The organism is Bradyrhizobium altum, from assembly GCF_020889705.1.
GTDB lineage: Bacteria > Pseudomonadota > Alphaproteobacteria > Rhizobiales > Xanthobacteraceae > Bradyrhizobium > Bradyrhizobium altum.
Map to the genome: position 1 here is coordinate 1 of NZ_JACMYP010000379.1, position 6,479 is coordinate 6,479.

At 61.2% G+C, this 6,479-nt stretch carries 6 protein-coding genes and 1 pseudogene; 4 read left to right on the forward strand and 3 right to left on the reverse strand.

The features are described 5' to 3' along the window. Positions 1–406 precede the first annotated feature (406 nt). Both ltrA and H8B02_RS44120 read left to right on the forward strand, forming a co-directional pair. Positions 407–1,948 (forward strand): group II intron reverse transcriptase/maturase, encoded by a 1,542-nt coding sequence (gene ltrA, locus H8B02_RS44115; protein ID WP_229172036.1) that lies wholly within the window; start codon positions 407–409, stop codon positions 1,946–1,948. Positions 1,949–2,020: 72 nt separating this feature from the next. Then, a pseudogene (locus H8B02_RS44120) lies at positions 2,021–2,152 on the forward strand (HU family DNA-binding protein); the annotation flags it as partial. Between the two features lie 35 nt (positions 2,153–2,187). On the opposite strand, the gene H8B02_RS44125 reads toward H8B02_RS44120, so the two are convergent. Then, the gene (locus H8B02_RS44125; RefSeq protein WP_229172037.1) at positions 2,188–2,334 is read right to left on the reverse strand and encodes a hypothetical protein; all 147 of its coding nucleotides are present in this window, start codon (positions 2,332–2,334) and stop codon (positions 2,188–2,190) included. A gap of 64 nt (positions 2,335–2,398) precedes the next feature. Further along, a complete protein-coding gene (locus H8B02_RS44130) occupies positions 2,399–2,707 on the reverse strand; it encodes a DUF736 domain-containing protein (RefSeq protein ID WP_229172038.1) in 309 nt (102 codons plus the stop codon). Positions 2,708–3,339: 632 nt separating this feature from the next. Between H8B02_RS44130 and H8B02_RS48750 the strand changes: the two genes are divergently transcribed. Then, positions 3,340–3,690, forward strand: a complete 351-nt coding sequence (locus H8B02_RS48750; protein ID WP_312001556.1) for a hypothetical protein — start codon at positions 3,340–3,342, stop codon at positions 3,688–3,690. Between the two features lie 34 nt (positions 3,691–3,724). On the opposite strand, the gene H8B02_RS44140 is transcribed toward H8B02_RS48750, so the two are convergent. Then, positions 3,725–4,651, reverse strand: coding sequence for an ArdC family protein (locus H8B02_RS44140; protein WP_229172039.1), 927 nt, complete (start codon positions 4,649–4,651; stop codon positions 3,725–3,727). Positions 4,652–5,761: 1,110 nt separating this feature from the next. Between H8B02_RS44140 and H8B02_RS44150 the strand changes: the two genes are divergently transcribed. Then, on the forward strand, positions 5,762–6,479 hold a 718-nt coding region (locus H8B02_RS44150; RefSeq protein WP_274617717.1), incomplete at its 3' end, for a DnaB-like helicase N-terminal domain-containing protein.

Sequence of the window (6,479 nt, forward strand, 5' to 3'; positions counted from 1 at the left end):
CTGGGTGGTATTGATCAATGGAAATGAACTGCTGATAAACGTCGTGAAATTTGACAAGCCAAAGATGCTGACAGGCTTGAACCAAAAGGTGTGCGGCCGGATGCTTCCCTTGACCTTGGAGGCACACGGACAGATTGGCCGCCGGCGAATAGGCAGGATCTAACCTACCCACGTTATTTAGGTGAAACACGGTAAACCCGTATCTCCGCCCGGCAGCGGGCAGGCCGACCGCAAGGAAAGCTGTTGGGGGTACGGGCAGAGGATGTCGGAGAAAGCGAATGCCGGGCTGTAATCGCTCGGATAGGGGTTGCGGCTCGCCAACATTACCCTACCCGAAAGGGTGCAGACTTCCGACGGGTCTCTCGTCGCGAGAGAATGTGCAGAACCCTCGGAGGAGGACAGGCAAATGACGGTCACAACAGTGACTGGTGCGGCCTCCCGCGAAGAGGTGAGTTGGGGCCAGATTAACTGGCGCAAAGCTTACCAACACGTGCGACGGCTGCAGATGCGTATCGCGAAGGCAGTTCGGGAAGGTCGTTGGGGCAAGGTGCAAGCCTTGCAGCGGCTGCTGACCCGCTCGTTCAGCGGCAAGGCACTTGCTGTGAAACGGGTTACTGAAAATCAGGGAAAGAGAACACCCGGAGTGGACCGGATCATCTGGAACACACCGGATAAATGCGTCAGAGGATTAATGTCGCTCAAACGGCGAGGCTATCGTCCTCTGCCGTTGAGGCGGGTATATATCCCGAAGGCAAGCGGCAAGAAGCTGCGTCCGCTAGGTATCCCGACAATGAAAGACAGGGCCATGCAGGCACTACATCTGCTTGCGCTGCTGCCTGTCGCGGAAACTACGGCAGACCCGAACTCGTACGGTTTCCGACCGTTTCGAGCGACACGTGACGCGGCCCGGCAGTGCTATATAGCCCTGCGCGGACGTGGAACGGCGGAATGGGTCTTAGACGCGGACATTGCTGGCTGCTTCGACGAAATCAGCAAGGACTGGCTCACCACCAACATCCCTATGGACAAGGTAGTGCTCCGGAAGTGGCTGGACTCCGGCTACATACAAGATGGTGAATGGAACGCGACACGAGCGGGAACCCCGCAAGGGGGAATAATCTCGCCCACGCTCGCCAACATGACCTTGGACGGAATGGAAAAGGTGTTACGGGATCACTATGGCCCGAAACACCGCAACAGCCGAACCAAGGTCCACTTGATACGCTACGCCGATGACTTCGTCATCACCGGTGCTTCGAAAGAGGTGCTAGAGGAGGCGAAGACTCTAGTCGAGGATTTTCTGTCAGAACGGGGCCTGTCCCTGTCTAAAGAAAAGACTCGCATCGTGCGGGTCGAGGAAGGCTTCGACTTTCTCGGCTGGAACGTGCGCAGATATGAGGGGCACACCCACATCAAACCCGCCAAGAAGAACGTGGCGGCGTTTATGCGCAAGATCCGAGCGATCATCAAGGCTGCCGCCGATGTGAAGCAGGAGGATCTGATAATGCGGTTGAACCCGGTCATCCGGGGATGGACCAATTATCATCACAACCAGGTGGCGAAGGAGACCTTCCGCAAGGTCGGGCATCTCATCTGGAAGTGTCTCTGGCAGTGGGCGTGTCGCAGGCACCCTGATAAGCCACGTCGTTGGGTGAAGTATCGCTACTTCGCCCGCGAAGGCACGCGTGACTGGGTGTTTCGCGCAGGCGTGAAGGACGATGCCGGAAACATCACGTTCTGGCGTTTGATCCACGCATCCGATGTTCCTATTCGTCGCCACTGCAAAATCCGAGCCGAAGCGAATCCGTTTGATCCGATGTGGGACAGCTACTTCGCTGCAAGGCGCGGTCTGCCATCGGAAACTACGGATCGGCCCGCTGAATCCGCATACTCTACCGATAGACAGGAACTGGCGGCTTTGTTCAAACAGGGCTTAGCGGAGGCTTGAGCTGTATGCGGGGAAACTCGCACGTACAGTTCTTAGGGAGGAGCGACCCGGCAACGGGTCGTTCCTACCCGACAGGATACTCCTGCCCGCGAGGGCCGTAATCCGTCGACCGGCGCAACGATCTCAATCGCGGCATCCAGGAAACTGACCTTCACGCCAGCCAAGGCCATCAAGGACGCGCTCAACGGAGGATCGCGGCCCTAGCGGCGGTTGCACCGTCAGTCGGTAGATGAGGGGGCTTATGCCCCCTCATCCTCGAGCGCGAGCGCTTCGTTGCGCTGCCGGATGAGCTCGGCCAGTTCAGCTTCGAGCGCCTTGCGCTCGGCGGGAGTGAACAGGCATTGCCGCAACTCGGCGCGCAATTCCTCGATGATGTCGACGGTCATGAGCGTGTCTCCGATCGAAAAGGAAGAAGGCCCCGCCTTGCGGCGGAGCCCTCTGGTGTGAGCCTCAGTCCCGGTTCGGCCGGGACCAGATCAGCTGCAGGCCTTCCTCGCCCTCCACCTCGATCAGGGTGGCGTAGATCGGTGCGGGGAAGCTCGGGTCGTCCAGCTTGATCGAGAGGTAGTCGCGGCCCTCGTTGGAGACCTTCTGCCAGGCGGCACCCAGCTCGACATTGCCCGAGTAGATGCGGAAGTGGGGTCCCTTGTCGGAGGGGTTCTCGACGCGGGCCAGCTTGGCCTTGACGTTGAGGTTCAGGGTCTTGATGGCGCCGGAGAAGCCGTTGCCCGTGGAGGTGAAGGTGCCGATGGTAGCCATTGTCTCAGTCCTTTGGTGTTCTCGGGCCGCGCCGATCGCGACCTCGATGGCGGTCGTGAGACCGGAGGCGATCGACCTGCACCCGAAGGGCCGAAACAAAGTGGAGGGCGGCCGGAAGCGACTTTCTTGAACCGCGAGGAATGGCGCGCAGCGCCAGGGGAAGAAAGTCGAGGACGGACGTTGCGGGGACAAGATCGAGAGCCCGCGAAGCGGGATCGGCCTTCGGTCAGACCAGCCTCTATCGAGGACGCAGATGGGTGCGCCCGTCGCGAACACATTTGGAATGAAGACAGGCGCCCATGGCCCATCGCATCACGAGGCAGCGAGCGCAGCGCATCGAGACGCGATCGTTCTCAAGCAGGTCGGCGTTATACCGTGCTCCCCGACGCAACGAGACCGCTGACCCCAGCAATCTCGGAGCCCCTGTCGAGGGCGCCGCCGCATGATCGACAACGAGACCGCCGACGTTCCTGCCGCTGGACGCCGTTGTCGCCGCGGCGAATCCACCCGCATGATCGTTTGCGGGTGCGGCAAGGCCGGCAATCAGGTCCAAGCACAATCGCAGATGACGTCCCCAGAGGGCTCCGCCGCAAGTCGGGGCATTGGACGCGAGCAAAACTTGCGACCGACCGATGATATCGACCGCGCGCATCGACGTTGCGATAATCCGCGCCGACACTTATGCATCTGACACCGCACAAGCCCTCGTATTCGTTCGGCGACAGGTCGAGCTGCTCGCGATCAGCGTCCGTCGACGGATCGGGCGCATGGAGAGGCACGGCGGATCGATGCAGGAAGGCCTGTCTGCAAATATCGCGCAAGCCGGTTCGGATGGCGCGGGCGGCAATAACAGCGTCTCTCCGTGCGTCAACATCGTGGTCATGCATATGACGCCATACCGTATCGGTATGGAACGGGCAGCCGACGCACGCACTCTTCGGTGGGATGGGATCAGCACGCGAAGGCGGATCGGGGAGAGCTGAGTGCTCTCCCCTTCAACGAGCGAAGCGTAAGACATCAGGCTGCCTCCTGCTCGCGATCGTTCTGGGGCTGCAAGCCGTGGAGATAGGCAACGGCCCGCTGCGCATGGGCGGCGGCAGTGAAGATAGCTCGCCTGTCGTTGGAAAGGACGGTCAACCAGCTCGCCACGTAAGCGGCGTGATCCGATCTGGGCTCAAGCTCGGGAACGATGCCGAGATCGGCGCAGACCAGCGCAGAGCCTATTTCTGCGACGAGTTCTTCCCTCGCCCTGTCGCTGCGATCCTTTGCGTAGCGGCTGAGATCGCGGCCAACGCGACGAGAATCCGCAGTCCAGTGAATATGCTCGTGACTCAGGACCGCCACGTATGACGCGGCATCACGGAAGCTCTCAAATATTGGCATCTGCACGTGATCGGTCGACGGCGAATAGAATGCCCGCGATCCGCCATGCCGGATCACGGAGCCGGTGTTGGCGAAGAAGCGGTCGGCGTGCTCGATCCGAGCGACTGGATCGAGGACTGGCGTCGGCCGGTGATAATAGTGTTCCGGCAGACCGTCGACCTGCTCGACGTTGAACACGTTGTAGGCCTTGAGAAAAGGGATGTCCCGTTCAACCTCGCCGCCGTGATCGTCCGTCTCAGTTTTGGTGAGCCGGCTTGCATAGATCACCGTCGAGCTCGTCTCGCCCTTGCGGACATGGCCGCCGAGTTCGATCGACTGCTTGAACGTCATCCAGATCGGCGACGTGAAGCCGCGCGCCAACCCTTCCGACCACAACAACAGCACATTCATCCCCGTGTACGGTTCGCCGTTATGGCGCAGCGGACGGGTGATCCTGCCCTTGGTATTGCCGCTGCACCAGGGCTGCACCCAGGGCCGCACACCCTTTTCCAGATCGGCGACGATACGTTCGGTAATCCGCGCATAGATGTCGGCGCGTCCGTTTTCCTTCTTCCTATTCATTTTCCAGAGCCTCCGTTTCAAAGCCACGCCCATCGCAGGCCCGTCACGGCGGTCCGTTGCCGGGGAATTCAGGAGGACGGCGCACCCTCGGGCCGGAACGAAGTGGAGGGCGGCGAAGCCGCTGCGCCGGGCGCCGGCCCCGGCAGGACTGAGAGCCGGGGCGGACTGCGAAGGGCGCAGAGACTTCCCTTCCTGTCCGCCTCTGGCCTTGCTTCCTTCCACCAAGGGAAGGCTGGCCGCCGAACGGCAGGCCGTCGATGGAAGCTCGAGGACGCAAAGGCGCAGTTCGGCGAGGTCGCCCGAAATGCCCCGGGAGGATGGGCCGCAACGCGTGAGCGTACGTGGCGGTCATGGTGATGAGCGTCGAGGAGTTCGATCACCTCGCGCCCGCGCGCGCCTTTCGTCGAATTCAAGGAGAGCCTTTATCTCGACGACCTCGATCTCCGCCGTGAGGCCGATGGCGGCCGGGACGTCGATCTTTGAGCGGCTGGCTGCTCGACACCAACGTCGTTGCGGCCCTCATCACCCCGTGGGGCCCGCCGTCAGTGAAGCCTGGGCCGCCGGTCGGGATGAAGGGACATTCCACATCAGCGTCTGACCCTCGCCGAACACGACAAGGGCAACCACGATCTCCCCTCCGGCCATGCAGATCGGCCCCGATACGTTGCGGCACGCGACGCGCTGGCGGAGCGGTTCGGCACGTGGATTCTGTCACCCGATGTCGAGATCGTCCGCCGCTGGGGTCGTGTGTCCGGGGAGCTGAAGCGGACGAGCGGCCATGCCCCGTCAGTCATCGATGCGATAATCGCCGCACCGCGATCGAACACGGTCTTTATCTCGTCACGCCCGACGTGGAGGACGCGAAGCCACCCGGCGCGATCGGTGTTTGTGGAACGACGATGCAGCGAAGTTTCCGCTAGGCCCCGCATTCCGTGGCGGTCGCGATAAAAAACGATTTCTGCGATTCGATCTACCACGCAAGCGATTCTTTCCTAATCGCTAAAGATTTGGCGCGTCACTTCGTGGTGCGAACGACGCGGACAAACGATAGCCTGGCGTGGCGGCACCGCGATTCGGCTATGTCGCTGATCTCGATCGACGCAGGCAGCAATGGCGCAAGCGGCACACAGACTGGAACTGGCGGAGATCGAGCAATATCGTGCGATGCCGCACAACATCGAGGCCGAACAGGCGCTGCTCGGAGCAGTCCTGATCAACAATGCCGCATTTTATCATGTGTCCGATTTCCTGAGGCCGGACCACTTCTTCGAGCCGCTTCACGGCACGATCTACGAGATCGCAAGCGGCTTGATCAGCGCGAACAAGACGGTCACCCCGATCACCATCAAGACCTTTCTTCCCGCCGATCTGGATATCGCCGGGTTGTCGCCATCGCAATATCTCGCCCGTCTCGCTGCGGAAGCGACCACGATCATCAACGCAGTCGACTACGGGCGCACGATTTATGATCTCGCGCTACGGCGCGAGATCATCAATGTCGCAGACGACATGCGCAATGCAGCCTTCGACGCAGCCATCGATTCTCCGCCGGCGGAGCTGATCGAACGGGCAGAGCAACGTCTCTATGACGTTGCCGAGACCAGACGGTTCGGCGGAGGATTCGAGACCTTCGATACGGCGCTCTCCCATGCCATCGACCGGGCGGCGCAAGCGTATCAGAGCGCCGGTAAACTCTCGGGCCTGCCGACCGGACTCAGGGACCTCGATGCGAAGATGGGCGGCTTGCAGCCATCCGATCTCATCATCCTCGCTGGTCGCCCGGGCATGGGTAAGACGGCGCTTGCGACCAATGTCGCCGTCAATGTCG